Genomic DNA, 16,187 nt, shown 5'->3' on the forward strand with positions numbered 1-16,187 from the left:
GGCTTCATGCAGCCGGCAAAAAGAAGAAGCCGTGACACTTCCCGTCTGTGTCCGTTTGTGAACCATTCGTGAACAGACGGCCGTTTGGCGACATGTTCCTGATCGTTTGCTTGCCACCCGGCAGCCCATCTCATACAATAGAAAAGACCAAATACTTACAAAAATAGAATATTTTTAAATGGACGAAGCGGAAGGAGTGCATGCACATGATACGGGAACTTCATGCCGACCTGGTCGTCATAGGCGGGGGCGTCGGCGGCTGTGCGGCTGCCTTGGCCGCCGCCAAACTGGGCAGAACCGTCGTCATGACGGAAGAAACCTCCTGGATCGGCGGGCAGCTCACCAGCCAGGCCGTTCCGCCGGATGAACACCCCTGGATCGAACAGTTCGGCTGCACCCGCAGTTACCGGGCGTTTCGCGACGGCGTGCGCCGCTATTACCGCGATGTTTATCCGCTCACGGAAGCGGCGAGAGCTGTCCCGTACCTCGACCCGGGAAACGGATCGGTCAGCCGCCTCTGTCATGAACCGAAAGTGGCGCTGGCCGTTTTGCACCAGATGCTGGCTCCGTACGTCAACAGCGGCAGGGTGACCGTACTCGTCCGGCACAGGCTTGTGGCGGCCCGTACCGAGGGAGACCGGATCGTCTCCGCGACCGTCACCCATCTGGAGACGGGGGATCGCGTGGAACTGGCGGCTCCTTATTTTCTCGACGCGACGGAGTGCGGCGACCTGCTTCCGCTGGCCGGTGTCGAGTACGTGACCGGGGCGGAATCCGTCGGCGAAACGGGAGAACCCCATGCGCTGGAAGGGGACCCGCAGCCGATGGACATGCAGTCGTTCACGTACGTGTTTGCGATGGACTATCTGGAAGGGGAAGACCATACGATCGACAAACCGGCCAGCTATGAGTTCTGGCGGAACTACCAGCCCGATTTCTGGCCGGACAAGCTGCTGAGCTGGACAGGCGTGAAGCCGGATACCCACGAACCCGTCCGATACGAGCTGTTTCCGGGGACGGACCACTTCTCGCTGTTTCTCTACCGGCAGATCGCGGACAAGGACAACTTCGCCGCCGGTTTGTACCCGAGCAGCATCACGCTGGTCAACTGGCCGCAAAACGACTACTGGCTCGGCCCGATCATCGACGTCAGCGAGGACGAGCGGACGCACCATCTGCATCAGGCGAAACAGCTCAGCCTGTCGCTCTTGTACTGGATGCAGACGGAGGCGCCCAGGCCCGACGGCAAACAGGGATATCCCGGACTGCGCCTGCGCCGGGACGTCCTTGGAACGGACGACGGATTGGCCATGTCCCCCTACATCCGCGAATCCCGGCGGATCCGGGCGGAGTTTACCGTGCTCGAACAGCACGTCAGTCCGGCGTGCCGCCCAGACGGCAGGGCGGAGACGTTCGAAGATTCCGTCGGCGTGGGCTGCTACCGGATCGACCTGCATCCCAGCACGGGCGGCCGGAACTACCTGTACATTCCCTCCCTGCCGTTCCAGATTCCGCTCGGCAGCCTGATTCCCCTCCGGATGGAGAATCTGCTGCCGGCCTGCAAGAATGCGGGGGTCACGCACATTACCAACGGCTGCTTCCGGCTCCACCCCGTGGAGTGGAATATCGGCGAAGCGGCCGGCTTTCTGGCCGGCTACTGCCTCGAGCGGGGGATTTCCCCCCGCGCTGTCCGCAACACGCCGGAGGATTTGGCCGATTTTCAGCGGCTCCTGGTGCGGGAAGGCGTCGAGCTGGCCTGGCCGTCGATCGGCCCGGTCTGAGCTCCAACCAAAACAACAAGCGCGGGAAAGCCATCGCTGACCCGCGCTTGTTTCGTTTGTTTCTGGTTGACGATGACTGACGGATGCCGGGTCGTGTTACTCCGGCAGAAAAATGGCTTCCGTCCGGTAGATGCGCTGTCCGCGCGAGGAGAAGCGCTCCTCGTACTCGGTCATCACGTTGTCCGCGGCAAACGGCGAGTTGTGCAGGTCAAACGTGATGTGGCGCAGTTGAAAACGCTGGTCCGAGAACTGGTTGAGCGAGAACTCGAACAGCTTTTCGTTGTCCGTCTTCAGGTGAATCTCCCCGTACGGCTTCAGCACCTGCTTGTACGCCATCAGGAAGCTGGCGTGGGTGAGGCGCCGTTTGGCGTGCCGCTTCTTCGGCCAGGGATCGCTGAAGTTGAGGTAGATGCGGGACACTTCGCCCGGCACAAACAGGTCGGTCAGCATCGCCGCATTGTACTGGACAAAGGCCAGATTGGGGATCGCCCGCTTCTCCGTCCGCTGGGCGGCGCGCAGGATCACCTCCGCCTTCAGTTCCACGGCGATGAAGTTGATGTCCGGATGCTTTTCGGCCAGCGTGTTGATGAACCGCCCTTTGCCGCAGCCGATTTCCACATGAATGGGACGGTCGTTGCAAAACCGCTCGCTCCATTTGCCGCGATAGGAGACCGGGTTGTCCACAAACGTGGGATATTCGCGCAGGGCCTCCTCGGCGCCTGGGATGTTGCGCAGTCGCATGAAAACATGAACCTCCTCTTTACCCGACACGCGTGCGTTTTCAGCACGCTGCCCATGACAAGCTCCTATTTACTGTACGACGAGTCGGCCCAGGTTGCAAGCGTTCATCCAGAAGACGGGCTACTGCCAAAAAGATACAGACGTTTCAAGGGCGAAACGGAATGTGTTGGAAGTTTCCCCGGACCAAAACCGCATGACGGCGGAACAAGCCGGGATCAGGCCGGATAAAATTGGCAGATTCCCGTGGTAGTTTATGGGAAAAGCCGATGCAGAAAAGGGGCGGGATCGCCCGTCGTTATGGGAACGACATTGTCAAGCGGAAATGTCCTCCAGGCACGACAGGCGGAATTGGCAGGAATTTGAGAATTATCAACCGGTGACGTGATGGTAGAGTAGAGGACAAGCGTGAAATTGGCGATCGATTTTGCAACAAGGATTTTGCAACAAGGGAGGAGAAACAGCATGAAACTTCACAAAACGCTTGCCGCCATTTTGATGGGAACAGCTCTCGGCGTCACCGGGGTGGTGGCTCCGCTTCCCGGCAATCACGGTGTGGCAGAGGCAAAATGGACCCAATCCCGGGCGGATAAAGTCATTCAAGTGGGCACCAAATATCTCGGCACGCCGTATAAATTCGGCTCGAAAAGCAGCACGACACGCACGTTTGACTGCTCGTCGTTTGTTCAGCGCGTCTACCGTGAAGCGCTGGGAATCAGCCTGCCGCGCACGTCCCGTTCGCAGGCGAAAGTCGGGGTCAAAGTATCCAAGAACAGCTTGAAAAAGGGCGATCTGGTCTTCTTCCGCTCGTCCGGCAGCAAACCGACATCCACCTACATCACGCACGTGGCGATCTATGCCGGCGACAACAAACTGCTGCATACCTACGGCAAACCGGGCGTGACGTATACCAAATTCCGCGGCACGTCGTGGGAGAAGCGCTTCGTTACGGCCCGCCGCGTCCTGTAACAACCGAATCGCGAATTTGTGGCACGTTTCCAGTTGAACGGACAATCGCGGCGCGGCGCTCCAGCCCAATCCCGCAAGTGCAAAAGCCCCTTCGGCGGTGGTATTATCCCCTTTGAGTAGACAGTAAAAAGCAAGTCCCTTACTGTTAACTCGGAGGGGATTTTCTATGGGGAAAATACGCAAGACGTATCCAATTGAAATAAAGAGAAAAGCGGTACATTTATACCTTGATGGCGACAAAAGTTATAAAACCATCGCAAAGGAACTTGGCATCTCAGATAAAAACATTGTGATGAGATGGGTCAAGCATTTTGAGAATGAAGGGATGAAGGGACTCGAAGAAAAACGAGGGAAAGCGGTTGGACCGAGGAAAGGAAGGCCGAGAAAATGTCTTTTCACCCTAGAAGAGGAAAACTTGAGATTGCGAGCTGAGAATGAATATCTAAAAAAGTGGCTCGGACTCGAAAGGCGGTGAAGAAGCAAAAAGAACAATCAAAATCTTACTCCATCATCCATGAAATGATGGGAACATACTCCGTTTCCTTGCTGTGCTCGGTATCCGGTGTATCACGGAGTGGCTTTTACAAGTGGGTAAAACAGCAGCAGAATCCGTCTCGAAAAATGGTGGAAGACGAGAAATTGAAAGAAATGATTAGGGAATGCCATCAAGAAGTAAACGGCATTTACGGGTACCCGCGAGTAACGGTTTGGCTAACTCAAAGATATGGTATACACGTAAATCGTAAGCGTGTGTATCGACTCATGAAGGAAATGGGGATCCAGGCACGTATTCGCAGGAAACGGAAATTCTTTGGCCGCAAAGAGCAAGTTGTCATTTCCGAAAACAAACTGAACCGTGATTTTATCGCTTCCCGTCCTAACGAAAAATGGGTTACAGATATTACCTATCTGATCTTCAATGGACGTCGACTCTATCTCTCCGTCATTTACGACCTTTTCAACAACGAAGTCGTCGCCTACAGGATAAGTAAACGGAATGACATACGGCTTGTCATGGACACGGTAAAGGCAGCCATAAAAAAAGGAGATGTGAGTGGAGTTCTGTTGCATAGCGACCAAGGATTCCAGTACACATCCCGACAATATCATAACCTACTCAAACAATATAACATTACCGCAAGTATGTCCAGAAAGGGAAATTGTCTGGACAACGCTTGTATGGAGAGTTTTTTCAGCCATCTGAAATCAGAATGCATGTATTTGCACAACTTCCAAACGGATGAAGAAGTACATCACGCTGTTGATCGCTATATTCGTTTTTACAATCACAAACGTTTTCAATCCCGGTTACATAACCTGAGCCCGGTACAATACCGAGCTCAGGCATCTTGAACTAGGGCTTGTTTAAAGTCTGTCTACTTGACAGGGGTAATACCACAGCGGAGTGGGCTTTTTTTATGGAGAAAAAAATATTTTCTGAAAAATCAAAATGCAAGCTATTTTCTATCGACATTTTGTGTGGTATAAAAGGAGTAACCTTCCTGAAGGATTTCATGCATCATAAACAAAACATGAAGGATTTCATCCTGCAAAAGAGGGTGGGAGACGTTCGCATGTCGTTTGATCAGCTTGTCAAGGAGTCCTTTGCCCAACTGTCACCAGGGCAAAAAAAGGTGGCGGAGTATCTGCTGCAAAACATTGAGAAGGTCGCGTTCAGCACCGCGGTACAGATCGGTCGGGAAGCGGACGTCAGCGAAACCACCGTGATCCGCTTCGCCTACGCCCTGGGCTTCGGCGGTTTTTCCGAGATGCAGGCCGCCATCCAGCAGCACGTGCTGCACACGAATACCGCCCGGCTGGCCGATTCGTCCCCTCCCTCGGGAGAGGAGCAAAACCTGTTTGCCAGGGTCATCGAGCGGGATATCGCCATCTTGCGCCAAACCCTTCACCAGCTCAATGAGCAGGACGTATGGACAGCCGTCGATTGGCTGCTGCAAGCGGATCGGGTGCTGGTCGTCGGCTACCGCGCTTCGTACGCGGCCGCGCACTGGTTTTCCTTCATGCTGCGCATGATCCGCCCGGACGTACTGCTGCTTCCGTTCAGCGGCGAGACCGAGGAGAGGATCGTCAGCTTAACCGAACGCTCCGTCGTCTTGATCATCTCGTTTCCGCGCTATACCAGGCAAAGCGTCCGGGTGGCGGAAGCCTGCAAGCGAATGGGGGCCCGGCTCATCGCCGCCACCGACCGTCTCCTCTCGCCTGTCGGGCGCCTATCCGACCTGGTGTTTATCACCGACATCAACATCGAATCGGGACAATACTCCAACGCGTCCGTCATCAACCTGCTCAACCTGCTGTTTGCCGCCATCACAGTCAAAACGGACACGCGCCCCCAGAAGAGGATGAAACAATTGGAGCAGTTGTACTCCAGTTGGGACGTTTTCGTGGAATAAGCGGATTGGATCAGAAAGGGAGGTGATTGTGCGGGTTTTCTTTTTGGGTTAAATATTCAGTTTATTATGAATAATACGAGTTTTGCAAAGGAGGTATATCATGAAACAAGCGAGACTGCCTGGTCTGTTGGCTGCCATCATGTCGATTGTCTTCGTCTTGGCCGGCTGTTCTTCGTCGTCGTCCACTTCGGAGGGGCAGAAGGAACTGGTCGTGGCTTTTGATTCCGACGTCCCCACCATGGATCCGCACATGCACAATGAACCCAACGCCATCACCATCAACTGGCACATCTTCGACTCGCTGCTGTACCTCTCCCGCGATCTGAAAATCGAACCGGGGCTGGCGGAGAGCTACGAGCGAAAGGACGATTTGACCTGGGTGTTCAAACTGCGCAAGGGGGTAACGTTCCACAACGGGGAACCGCTTGACGCAGAGGCCGTCAAGTTTTCGCTGGAGCGGGTGCTGAACGAACAGCAGAAGAGTCCGCAGCGCGGAAATATCAGCGCCATTTCCACGGTCACCGCAATCGACCCGTATACGGTGGAAATCAAGACGAAAGAGCCGTACAACCTGCTTCCGCACCGGTTGTTCTACCTCAGCATCGTCCCGCCGAAATACCTGCAGGAGGTGGGAGACCAAGGCTTCGCGGAAAAACCGGTGGGAACCGGTCCGTACAAGTTCGTCGAGTGGGTCAAAGGGGACAAAATCGTGCTGGAGGCAAACCCCAACTACTTTAAGGGAGCGCCGAAAATCGGCAAAGTCACCTTCCGCGTCATTCCGGAGGTGGCGACGCAAATCGCCGAACTGCAGAGCGGGGGCGTGGACATCATCCGCATGGTTCCGCCCGACATGCTGGCACAACTGGAAGGCAACCCGCAGCTTGCCGTCACCTCGACGCCGCTGCTGCGCGTCTACTACCTGGCGTTTGACACCCGGAAAAAACCGTTTGACGACGTCCGCGTGAGACAGGCGATGAACTACGCCGTCGACATTGACACGATCGTCAAAAAAGTGCTGGGCGGCAAGGCCGTGCGCACACCGGCGGGGGTAAACCCCAACCACTTCGGCTTCGATGCGGGGATTCAACCGTATCCGTACGATCCGGCCAAGGCCAAGGCGCTTCTGCAGGAGGCCGGGTACCCCGACGGCTTTGAAACCGAGATCCACTACTTCACGCCGGGAATCGGCCAGCAGATTGTCGACGCGGTCATTTCCGATCTCAGCAAGGTGGGGATCAAGGCCAAGGCCAAATTTTATCCGGAATCCAGTTCGTTTGTGGAGAAGCAGCGCGCCGGCGACCTGCCGTTTCGTCTGGGCCATTGGGGCAGCTACTCCGTGTACGACGCGGACGCGATTTTGCAGCCGATGTTCCACAGCGAAGGGGTGTACGGCACGTACTTCCACACGCCGGAGCTGGATCAACGGATTACGGACGCCCGCTCGTCAGTCGATCAGGAAAAACGCAAGGCGCTGTACAGCCAGGCGCAGCAGCTGCTGCACAAGGAAGCGCCGTGGATTTTCCTGTTCTCGCCCATGGACAACCAGGCATACAACACGAGACTTGATTTCCAGGCACGCGCCGATGAACGGATTTTCGCGTACGAGATCGACATCAAACAATAGCCGGGGGGATCGCTCCCCCGTTTCACCGGAAAGGAGGGAAACATCGAATGGGGACCTTGGCCACGCAGTGCCTGCGGATCGTGCTTGTGCTGTTCGGCATTTCGACAATCGCGTTCTTTCTCATTCACTTGTCGGGAGACCCCGTGCTGCTGATGCTGCCGCCGGAAGCCACCCAGGAGGAAATCGAGGCGTTTCGTCACCAGATGGGGTTTGACCGGCCGCTGTCCGAACAGTACATCAACTTTTTGTCTCAGGCGGTGCGAGGAGACTTCGGGGAGTCGCTGAAGTTTCACCAACCGTCGCTTCAGGTCGTTCTGGAGCGCATGCCGGCCACGCTGGAACTGACGCTGTTCGCCACGCTGCTGAGCGTGCTGATCGCTGTTCCGCTCGGCATCTACTCCGCCGTGAACCGCAACTCCCTGTCGGAAAACCTGGTCACCGTGGCGGTCTTTCTCGGCCAGTCCATGCCCATCTTCTGGACGGGGATTATGCTGATGCTGCTGTTCGGGGTCAAGCTTCACTGGCTGCCCGTCTCCGGCAGGGGCACCTGGGCCCATCTGCTGATGCCCGCCTTTACGCTAGCCGTCTGGGTAGCGCCGACGACGCTGCGGATCGTCCGCTCCAGCATGCTGGAGGTGCTGCAGCAGGACTACATCCGGACGGCCCGGTCGAAAGGCCTGGCGGAGCGGGTGGTGATCTATAAACACGCACTGAAAAACGCGTCCATTCCCATTATTACGGTCATCGGGTTTCAGATCGGCAAACTGCTGGGCGGAGCGGTTGTGACAGAGACAGTGTTCGCCTGGCCCGGCGTCGGCCAGCTCGTCGTCAAGGCCATCTACACCGCCGATTACCCGCTGGTGCAGGCGTGCGTCGTCATCCTGGCCTTGATTGTCGCCGCGATGAACTTCAGCGTTGACGCCATGTATCGCCATCTGAATCCGAAGATCACATCCGGCTAACGGGGAGGAAACATGATGAACGACTTGGGGGTGCAAACCGCCGACCGACCGCTTGCGGAAACCGCACAGCCGCCCGTTTCCGAGTGGAAGCGCACGTATCGCAAATTTGTGAAAAATCCCGTCGGCATCATCGGCCTGGCGATGGTGCTCATGATCACGCTCATGTCCATCGCCGCTCCGCTCTTGACCAGCCACGACCCGATTGACGTCCATCTGGAGAAGAAACTGCAGCCGCCCGTCTGGCAGGAGGGGGGAAGTTGGGAGCACTGGCTGGGCACCGACGAAGTAGGACGGGACGTCTGGGCGCGCCTCGTTTACGGCTCGCGGATCTCGCTTGCGGTCGGCTTTTTTGCCGTCGTCATCTCGCTTGTTCTGGGAACCGCGTTGGGCATGCTTGCCGGCTACTTTCGGGGCAAAACCGACTTTGCCATCTCCACCGTGATCGACATCATGATGGCGTTTCCGTTTATTTTGCTGGCGCTGGCCACAATCGCCGTCATGGGGCCCAGTCTGCTCAACATGATTCTGGTGCTCGGCCTGACCGACTGGACGCAGTACGCCCGCCTGGTTCGCAGCGAGGTGATCAATCTGCGGGAGCAGGAATTCATCCAGGCCGGCTACGCGCTGGGCAGCCGCCATTGGCGGATTATCTGGAAACACCTTTTGCCCAACTGCCTGCCCTCCGTGATTGTGCTGGCAACCTTGGCGATGGCGCGGGCGATCCTGATGGAGTCGTCCCTCAGCTTTCTCGGCCTGGGCGTCAGTTCACCCACGCCGAGCTGGGGGTTCATGATGAGCACGGGCCGTCCGTACATCGCCACGGCGTGGTGGCTGGCGACGCTGCCGGGCATCGCCATCCTGATTACGGTGCTGGGGATCAACCTCGCCGGGGACCGCATCCGCGACCTGCTCGATCCCAAGGTAGACTGACCCAAAAAACGTTAGGGAAAGGGAGTCTTGCTGCATGAAAGCCGAAAAGATCGTTCTCCGAAAAATGCGTATGACACTGAAATCACCGTTTCAAACCAGCTTTGGCACCCAGACCGTCCGCGATTTTATCCTGGTGGAGGTTCACACCAGGGATTTCGTCGGCTACGGGGAGTGCGTCGTCTCCGGCGAGCCGCTCTACAGCGAGGAGACGGTGGGAACAGCCTGGCACATCATGGAGGATTTCCTCGTGCCGATGCTGTTCGAATACGGAGAGCTGGCACATCCCGACGAGGTGGGGCGCCTGTTTGCCCCGATTCGCCGCAACAACATGGCCAAATCCGCCCTCGAAGGCGCGTACTGGGACTTGTACGCCAAACAGCAGGGCATTCCGCTGGCCCGAGCGCTGGGCGGCACCAAGGACAGGATCGAAGTGGGCGTCAGCCTGGGGATCGAGGCGGACATCAACGATTTGTTCCGCAACGTGGAGAAATACCTGGAGCTGGGCTACCGCCGGATGAAAATCAAGATTGCGCCGGGCAAGGACGTGGAGGTGATCCGTGCGCTGCGCCAGCGCTTCGGCGGCATTCCGATGATGGCGGACGCCAACTCCGCCTACACCTTGCGGGACGTGGACGTGTTGAAGCAGTTGGACGAATTTGACCTGATGATGATCGAACAGCCGCTGGCCCACGACGACATCATCGACCACGCCAAGCTGCAGCGGGAGCTGAAAACGCCGATCTGTCTGGACGAAAGCATCCACTCGTACGAGGATGCGCGCAAGGCGATCGAGCTGGGCAGCACGCGGATCATCAACATGAAGGTGGGACGCGTCGGCGGACTGTCGGAGGCGAAGCGGATTCACGACCTCTGCGTGGAAAAGGGGATTCCGCTCTGGTGCGGGGGCATGCTGGAATCGGGCATCGGCCGGGCGCACAACATCGCCGTGACCACCCTGCCCAACTTCACGCTGCCCGGCGACACAGCAGGCTCGTCGCGCTACTGGCGGGAAGACATCATCGACCCCGAGGTGGAAGTGGCCGCCGACGGCACGATCGCCGTTCCCCAGGCGCCGGGCATCGGATTTGCGCCGGTGCCAGACCTGCTGGACAAGTACACGACGGCGGTAAACGTGATGAAGAGAGGGTAAGACCATGAGCAGCGTTCAAGCGGTTTGCCACTATCTGAAAGAGCGGCGCGACGAGATCATTGCCACGTATCACGACCTCCACGCGCTGGCCGAGCCTAGCTGGCAGGAGGAGAAAACGTCGCGGTATCTGGCTGACCGCCTGCGGGCAGCGGGCCTTCGCGTGCGGACGTACCCCGACCACTACGGCCTGACGGTGGACGTGGCCGGGCGGCGGGAGCGGGTCGTGGCGCTTCGGGCCGACATGGACGCGCTGGTACAGGAGGTGGACGGCATCCTCCGGCCCAATCACTCCTGCGGCCACGACGGCCACAGCACGATGGTCCTGTATGCCGCTCTGGCTCTGGCCGCCTGTGAGGTGCAGCCGGAATACACGCTTCGCTTCATGTTTCAGCCGGCAGAGGAAAAGGTGGGCGGAGCCCTGCAGATGATGCGGGATGGCTCGCTGGACGGCGTGGACCTCCTGTTTGGCGTCCACCTGCGCCCGGTCATGGAACTGCCCAACGGAACGGCCGCTCCCGCCATTTTGCACGGAGCGAGCGCCTCCATCCACGGCGACATTTTCGGTCTGCAGGCGCACGCGTCGCGGCCGGAGCGGGGCAAAAACGTCATTGAAACCGCTGCCGTGCTGGTTCATTCGCTTACGGCCATTCGCCTTGAAGCAGGCTGTCCGTTTTCCGTCAAAATGACCCAGCTCGCCGCCGGAGGAGAAACGTCCAATGTCATTCCCGACCGCGCCTCCTTCAAGCTGGACCTGCGGGCGCAGACCAATGCCGGCATGGACGAGCTGCAGGAGAAGACGAGAATCGTGCTGGAGCGCGTGGCTGCGCTGACGGGAACGCCGATCGAGTGGAAGCTGGCCGGCTCCGTCCCCGCCGCGACGGCACACGACCGGGCGATCCGGCTGATGCGGCAGGCGATTGCCGCCGTGCTCGGAGCGGACAATGTCGCGCCGCCGTGCGTGACGCCCGGCGGGGAGGATTTCCACTTTTACAGCTATCACAACCCGCAGCTGGCGGCGACCATGCTGGGGCTTGGCTGCGACCTGCAGCCCGGCCTCCATCATCCGCAGATGCGGTTTGACACCGGCGCGCTGGTGAACGGGGCGCAAATCCTGGCGGTGGCGCTTCTTTCCGCCGCTTTCGGAAAGGATGTGTGACAGAGATGCAGCCCATTTTGCAGGTGGAGCGCTTGCAGGTGACATTTCGCAGCGATGACGGGGAGGTTCATCCGGTCAGCGGTGTAGACTTTGTGGTCCATGAAGGAGAGACGCTTGGCATTGTCGGCGAGTCCGGCTGCGGCAAAAGCGTGACGTCGCTATCCATCATGGGGCTTTTGCCGAAAGGGATCGGGCGGGTCAGCGGCGGCCGCATTTGGTTTCAGGGACGGGAGCTGACGGCGATGACGCCCAAGGAAATGCAAAAGATTCGCGGCAACGAGATCGCGATGATCTTTCAGGAACCGATGACTTCGCTCAACCCGGTTTTCACGGTGGGCGAGCAGTTGGACGAACAAATCCGTCTCCACCTCGGCCTGTCCAAACGGGAGGCCCGGCAGCGCTCCGTGGAGATGCTGCGGACGGTCGGGATTCCCCGGGCGGAGGAGATTGCAAAGGAATACCCCCACCAGCTTTCGGGCGGCATGCGCCAGCGGGTGATGATTGCCATGGCGATGTCGTGCAGCCCCAAGCTGCTGATTGCAGACGAGCCGACGACGGCGCTGGACGTGACGATCCAGGCGCAAATTCTGGATTTGATGCGGCAGTTGAAGGAGCGGCAGGGGACCTCGATCATTTTCATCACCCACGACCTGGGCGTGGTGGCGGAGATGTGCGACCGGGTCATCGTCATGTACGCCGGCCAGGTCATCGAAGAAGCGCCCGTCCGTGAGCTGTTTCAACACCCGCAGCACCCGTACACGCGAGGGCTGATCGCCTCGATCCCCACCCTCGACCAGCAGAAGAGCCGGCTCTATTCGATTCGCGGCACCGTGCCCCATCCGGCGAAAATGCCTGCAGGCTGTCGCTTCGCTCCCCGCTGCGACTACGCCCAGAACATTTGCAGGGACAATCCGCCGCTGAAGGAAGTGGAGGCAGGTCACCGCTGCCGCTGCTGGCTGGCGGAGAAAGGGGGAACAACGGATGGCGGACGTATTGCTGCAGGTTCGTGAGTTGAAAAAATACTTCCCGGTCCCAAAAAAGTGGTTTCAGCCCGCCTCGGTTGTCAAGGCGGTGGACGGTGTCTCCTTTTCCATCCGCAGGGGAGAGACGTTCGGTCTGGTTGGCGAGAGCGGCTGCGGCAAATCGACCACAGGGCGGGTCATCCTGCATCTGCTGCCTCCCACGGGCGGAGAAGTGCTGTACAAGGGAAAACATCTGACCAACCTCTCGGCTGCCGAACTGCGCGGCCTGCGCAAGGAACTGCAGATCGTCTTTCAAGACCCGTACGCGTCGCTCGATCCGCGGATGAAGATTCGCGACATCCTGCAGGAGCCGTTGGAGATTCACGGAATCGGGAGCAGACAGGAGCGGCTGAAAAAGGTGGAGGAGATCCTGGAGATTGTCGGGCTGGGCGGCCATTACGCCAACCGGTATCCGCACGAATTCAGCGGCGGCCAGCGACAGCGGATCGGCATTGCCCGTTCGCTGATCCTGCGCCCCTCGCTGATCGTCGCGGACGAACCGGTATCGGCACTGGACGTCTCCATCCAGTCGCAGATTTTGAACTTGCTGCAGGACTTGCAGGAACAGTTTGGCCTCACGTACCTGTTCATTTCGCACGACCTGAGCGTGGTCAAACATATCGCCGACCGCGTCGGCGTCATGTACCTGGGACGGCTGGTGGAGCTGGCACCGAAGGAATCGCTGTACGCCTCGCCTGCCCATCCCTACACGCAGGCGCTGCTGTCGGCGGCTCCCGTGGCCAATCCGGACGCCAAACGGCAGCGCATCATCCTGACGGGCGACGTGCCCAACCCGGCCCATCCACCGGCCGGATGCGCCTTCCACACGCGCTGTCCGCATGCGATGGAGACATGCGAGGTGGTTCGGCCAACGCTAAAGGCTGTCGACGGGCACGAACATTTTGTCGCCTGTCATCTGCATGGAGAATGAACAAACAGGGGCGGATCCTTGCGTGTTGGGACCGCCCGTCAGAACCCGCCGAGGGGAAAGGCGGCGGGAGACCGGGAGTCGAATCGAGAACGGGCACCTCACGAAGAGGTGCCCGTGTCATTCTGTGAAGATTTCAGATTTCAGATTTTCAGCACGCCGCCCTTGCTGGCGTTGGTCACCAGTTTGGAATAGCGGGCCAGGTAGCCGGTTTTTACCTTCGGCTCGAAGCCCTTCCAGTTGGCCCGACGGCGCTCCAGTTCCTCAGCGGAGACCTGCAGGTGGATGGAGCGCTCTTCCAGGTCGATGCTGATGATGTCGCCGTCCTGGACGAAGGCGAGCGGTCCGCCTTCCGCCGCTTCCGGCGAGACGTGGCCGATGCTGATGCCGCGGGAGGCGCCGGAGAAGCGGCCGTCGGTGACGAGCGCCACTTCTTTGCCCAGCCCCATGCCGACGATCTGGGAGGTCGGCGCCAGCATTTCGGGCATGCCGGGGCCGCCCTTGGGTCCTTCGTAGCGGATGACGACCACGTGGCCCGGTTTGATCTTGCCGCCCGCGATGCCGGCCAGCGCTTCCTCCTGCGAGTCGAAGCAGATGGCCGGTCCTACGTGCCGCTTGATCGACGGATCGACGCCGCCCGTCTTGATGATCGCGCCCTGCGGAGCCAGATTGCCGAACAGGACGGAGAGGCCGCCCGACTCGCTGTACGGGTTGTCCAGACGGCGGATGACCTTGTCGTCCTTGATTTCCGCCTCGGCGATGTTTTCCCCCAGCGTTTTGCCGGTGACGGTGATGCGCTCCAGGTGCAGCGTCCCCGGCTTTTTGGCGATTTCCTTCAGGATGGCCGATACGCCCCCTGCGTTGTGGCAGTCCTCGATGTGGTAGTCGGAGGCGGGGGCCAGCTTGCACAGGTGCGGGACGCGTTTGGCCACTTCGTTGATGCGCTCGATCGGGTACTCGATGCCCGCTTCCTGCGCGATGGCGAGCGTGTGCAGCACGGTGTTGGTGGAGCCGCCCATCGCCATGTCCAGCGCGAACGCGTCGTCGATCGCTTCCAGCGTGACGATGTCGCGCGGTTTGATGTCGCGTTCGATCAGCTCCATCAGCTTTTTCGCCGACGCCTTGACCAACTCCCGGCGCTCCGGAGAGACGGCGAGAATGGTGCCGTTTCCGGGGAGGGCGAGGCCCAGGACTTCGGCCAGACAGTTCATCGAGTTGGCCGTAAACATCCCGGAACAGGAGCCGCAGGACGGACAGCCGTACTGCTCCAGCTCTTCCAACTGCTTGTCGTCGATCAGGCCGGCCTGGTAAGCCCCGACGCCTTCAAAGACGGACGAGAGCGAGATGGAGCGGCCGTCGCTGGTTTTCCCCGCCTTCATCGGACCGCCGGTAACGAAAATGGTGGGAATGTTGACGCGCAGCGCGCCCATCATCATGCCGGGAGTGATCTTGTCGCAGTTGGGAATGCAGATCATGCCGTCAAACCAGTGAGCGGAGACGACCGTCTCCAGGCTGTCGGCGATGATTTCCCGGCTGGGCAGGGAGTACCGCATGCCGATGTGTCCCATCGCGATGCCGTCATCCACGCCGATCGTGTTGAATTCAAACGGTACGCCTCCCGCCTCCCTCACGGCTTCCTTGACGAGCCGGCCAAACTCCTGCAGGTGCACATGGCCGGGGATGATGTCGATGTACGAGTTGCAGATGGCGATAAACGGTTTGTCAAAATCCTCCTCTTTTACACCGGCCGCGCGCAGCAGACTGCGGTGCGGGGCGCGGTCAAAGCCTTTCTTGATCATGTCGCTTCTACGTTTGACCACTGTGTAAAACTCCTTTCCAGTAGAAAAAACCTGCCGTGTTTTGAACTATCTTATCACTTTTTCACAAATACAAACAACCATAAGAGTCTGAACATTCGCTCAGCAAGGAAACTTCTCAGCGCGGGCGAAAAAACGCGGAGCGTGAAATTGCACCGGCATTGTTCTAGAATAAGGAAGTGAACGTTTTTTGGCGTGGAGTGAACAGAGATGAACGAAGAGTGGAAAACGATCTGGGAAGAAGGGAGCGACGAGGAGCGGCAGATTCTGGCGCTGGCGGTGCAGGCCATCCGGCAGCGGCGGGAGCGGAACAGCGCCTTTTTGTCCGGTTTTCTCGGCTTGAAAGGTGAATTTGTCGACGAAAACACCTACCGCTTTGACGTGCCGCTGACGCCGTTCATGCACAACTCGCTGGGCGTCGTTCACGGCGGCATCCTGGCGACGCTGATCGATTCGGCGATGGGCTCCCTGGTCAACCGCAGCCTGCCCCCCGACCGGTACGCGGTGACGACCGAGCTGAAGACCAACTACCTGCGCCCGGGCAAAGGGGAGCGGCTGCGTGCGGAAGCCAGCTTTCTGCATCGCGGGCAGACGCTGGTCGTGATGCAGGGCAGCGTGTACGACGAACGGAACCGGCTGATCGCCCACGGCACCGGCACGTTCATCGTCCTGAAACGGTAGGGCGAAAAGGGCGAA

Annotated in this window: 15 protein-coding genes; 13 read left to right on the top strand and 2 right to left on the bottom strand. The window is 59.0% G+C overall.

What is annotated here, in order from left to right:
* The first annotated feature begins 206 nt into the window (after positions 1–206).
* On the top strand, positions 207–1,781 hold the full coding sequence (locus A6764_RS06255) for an FAD-dependent oxidoreductase (RefSeq protein WP_176703265.1): 1,575 nt from the start codon (positions 207–209) through the stop codon (positions 1,779–1,781).
* A 96-nt stretch (positions 1,782–1,877) separates the two neighbouring features.
* On the opposite strand, the gene trmB is transcribed toward A6764_RS06255, so the two are convergent.
* Entirely contained in the window at positions 1,878–2,522 is a 645-nt protein-coding gene (gene trmB / locus A6764_RS06260) for a tRNA (guanosine(46)-N7)-methyltransferase TrmB (protein WP_065067041.1), read from the bottom strand.
* A 462-nt stretch (positions 2,523–2,984) separates the two neighbouring features.
* Between trmB and A6764_RS06265 the strand changes: the two genes are divergently transcribed.
* The 11 genes from A6764_RS06265 (at position 2,985) to A6764_RS06315 (ending at position 13,677) form a co-directional block, all read left to right on the top strand.
* Complete coding sequence (locus A6764_RS06265; protein ID WP_065067040.1) at positions 2,985–3,488, top strand: C40 family peptidase; 504 nt, start codon at positions 2,985–2,987, stop codon at positions 3,486–3,488.
* Positions 3,489–3,654: 166 nt separating this feature from the next.
* Positions 3,655–3,963, top strand: a complete 309-nt coding sequence (locus A6764_RS06270; RefSeq protein WP_065068441.1) for a transposase — start codon at positions 3,655–3,657, stop codon at positions 3,961–3,963.
* Positions 3,960–4,841 carry an IS3 family transposase gene (locus tag A6764_RS06275; protein WP_264622451.1) on the top strand — a complete coding sequence of 294 codons (882 nt, stop codon included), beginning with the start codon at positions 3,960–3,962 and terminating at the stop codon, positions 4,839–4,841. The genes A6764_RS06270 and A6764_RS06275 overlap by 4 nt, the downstream gene beginning before the upstream one ends.
* Before the next feature lie 161 nt (positions 4,842–5,002).
* Positions 5,003–5,902: a MurR/RpiR family transcriptional regulator gene (locus A6764_RS06280; RefSeq protein WP_255309667.1), complete on the top strand. Its 900-nt coding sequence runs from the start codon at positions 5,003–5,005 to the stop codon at positions 5,900–5,902.
* A gap of 100 nt (positions 5,903–6,002) precedes the next feature.
* Complete coding sequence (locus A6764_RS06285) at positions 6,003–7,526, top strand: ABC transporter substrate-binding protein (RefSeq protein ID WP_065067038.1); 1,524 nt, start codon at positions 6,003–6,005, stop codon at positions 7,524–7,526.
* Between the two features lie 47 nt (positions 7,527–7,573).
* Positions 7,574–8,488 (top strand): ABC transporter permease, encoded by a 915-nt coding sequence (locus A6764_RS06290; RefSeq protein ID WP_065067037.1) that lies wholly within the window; start codon positions 7,574–7,576, stop codon positions 8,486–8,488.
* Positions 8,489–8,503: 15 nt separating this feature from the next.
* Positions 8,504–9,418, top strand: a complete 915-nt coding sequence (locus tag A6764_RS06295; protein ID WP_052660104.1) for an ABC transporter permease — start codon at positions 8,504–8,506, stop codon at positions 9,416–9,418.
* Positions 9,419–9,452: 34 nt separating this feature from the next.
* A complete protein-coding gene (gene menC / locus A6764_RS06300; RefSeq protein ID WP_065067036.1) occupies positions 9,453–10,568 on the top strand; it encodes an o-succinylbenzoate synthase in 1,116 nt (371 codons plus the stop codon).
* A 4-nt stretch (positions 10,569–10,572) separates the two neighbouring features.
* A complete protein-coding gene (locus A6764_RS06305; protein WP_035289084.1) occupies positions 10,573–11,724 on the top strand; it encodes a M20 peptidase aminoacylase family protein in 1,152 nt (383 codons plus the stop codon).
* Positions 11,725–11,729: 5 nt separating this feature from the next.
* The gene (locus A6764_RS06310; RefSeq protein WP_065068417.1) at positions 11,730–12,734 is read left to right on the top strand and encodes an ABC transporter ATP-binding protein; all 1,005 of its coding nucleotides are present in this window, start codon (positions 11,730–11,732) and stop codon (positions 12,732–12,734) included.
* The gene (locus tag A6764_RS06315) at positions 12,706–13,677 is read left to right on the top strand and encodes an ABC transporter ATP-binding protein (RefSeq protein ID WP_065068416.1); all 972 of its coding nucleotides are present in this window, start codon (positions 12,706–12,708) and stop codon (positions 13,675–13,677) included. The genes A6764_RS06310 and A6764_RS06315 overlap by 29 nt, the downstream gene beginning before the upstream one ends.
* A 140-nt stretch (positions 13,678–13,817) precedes the next feature.
* Here the strand turns inward: A6764_RS06315 and ilvD are convergent, their stop codons facing one another.
* Positions 13,818–15,494: a dihydroxy-acid dehydratase gene (ilvD, locus tag A6764_RS06320; RefSeq protein WP_264622452.1), complete on the bottom strand. Its 1,677-nt coding sequence runs from the start codon at positions 15,492–15,494 to the stop codon at positions 13,818–13,820.
* A 207-nt stretch (positions 15,495–15,701) separates the two neighbouring features.
* Here ilvD and A6764_RS06325 point away from each other — a divergent pair, with 207 nt between their 5' ends.
* Positions 15,702–16,172: a PaaI family thioesterase gene (locus A6764_RS06325; RefSeq protein WP_065067033.1), complete on the top strand. Its 471-nt coding sequence runs from the start codon at positions 15,702–15,704 to the stop codon at positions 16,170–16,172.
* Positions 16,173–16,187 lie beyond the last annotated feature (15 nt).

Origin of the sequence: Brevibacillus sp. WF146, from assembly GCF_001673705.2 — a bacterium.
GTDB classification, from domain to species: domain Bacteria; phylum Bacillota; class Bacilli; order Brevibacillales; family Brevibacillaceae; genus Brevibacillus; species Brevibacillus thermoruber.